The following is a 1,308-nucleotide window of genomic DNA, read 5'->3' on the forward strand; positions in this document are numbered from 1 at the left end:
AGGAGACTTTCGTCGTAGTAATCAACCAATAACCTTACACCGACCCCCACAACACTCACCAAATCCCATTTCAGATCTGTGGGGTGAACCGGTATTAGAATTTCAAACTTACAATTCTCGCCAACAAGAAATGATGGCGGTAGCTGAGAAAATTAAATATAACATTGCCCATGATGGCCTTAATCCAAGCCAAGATATTTTAGTGGTAGTTCTGGGCTCTCGTTCAACAGCGCTGGAGCTAGAAACAGAAATTGGTAGTTTTTTAATAGAGCAGGATATAAATATTTATATTCCCACAGCTTTGAAATTGAATGAGCTACTTCCCAAATGGCCTAATTATAATCCTGATTGTTTTTGGCACGAGGGAGGTGTAACAGTGTCGCGCATCAATCGTGCCAAAGGACATGAAGCTAATATGGTTTATGTTGTTGGCTTGGATCATGTAGCTCGTAACGAAAGTGATGTAAGTTTTCGTAATCAATTGTTTGTCGCTTTAACAAGAACACGGGGTTGGGCAAATATAACAGGAGTAGGTAATTACCCAATGTATGATGAGATGCGACAAGTGATTGCTAGTAAAGATACTTTCACATTTACCTACAAGCGTCCACCAAAGCGTGACATTAGCGAGTAAGTGGTTAATGGTTAGTTGGTAAAATCAAACCTACCAACTAACACGCAGTTCACTCACTAGGCTTGTTCTTCAAACGTTCTGTACGTGCTTGTGCTGATGTCATCACCTCGTCGAAATTTTCCATAACTTCTCCTGGAAAATTTTCTAAAACTCTGGTGGAGAGTGCAACTCGACCTTTACCTTCATCCAAGTCGAGGATAACCGCTTTAATGGATTGACCAACGTGAAATAGCTTTTCGAGATTATCAATAAACTTTTGGCTCACCTGCTTGATATGAAGCAAAGCATTAATACCTTCTAAATCTACAAATACCCCAAAAGGCTTAATACCAGTAACTTTACCTTCAACAAGCTGACCTAGTTCTAATGTGCTGAAGCTAGCAGAACGAGTTGCTAAGCGTTGAGAAAGTATCAGTTTGTTGTTGTTACGATCAACTTCTAAAAAGCTAGCTGTGAGGGTTTGTCCTTTGAGTGCTTCTAAATTATTGCGCTCAACAAGATGAGAGCGCGGGACAAATCCTCGTATACCCTGTATTTCAACAGTAACACCACCTTTATTAACATTTAAAACTCGCACTTGAACGGTTTGAGCATTTTCCTGCATTTGCGCGAGTCGTTCCCAAATATGTTTAATTTCCAACTGACGGCGTGAAAGGGTGACTTGACCTTCTGCT

The 1,308-nt window shown here is 40.4% G+C and carries 2 protein-coding genes; one reads left to right on the forward strand and one right to left on the reverse strand.

Going from position 1 to position 1,308, the window contains the following annotated elements; genetic code table 11:
• The coding region (locus G4P69_RS38365; RefSeq protein WP_208355244.1) for an ATP-binding domain-containing protein at positions 1 to 634 on the forward strand (634 nt) is incomplete at its 5' end.
• 49 nt (positions 635 to 683) lie between these two features.
• Here G4P69_RS38365 and G4P69_RS38370 read toward each other — a convergent pair.
• Positions 684 to 1,308, reverse strand: a 625-nt coding sequence (locus G4P69_RS38370; protein WP_208355246.1) for a S1 RNA-binding domain-containing protein, incomplete at its 5' end; no start/stop codon positions are given.

Source organism: Aetokthonos hydrillicola CCALA 1050, assembly GCF_017591665.1.
Lineage (GTDB): Bacteria > Cyanobacteriota > Cyanobacteriia > Cyanobacteriales > Nostocaceae > Aetokthonos > Aetokthonos hydrillicola.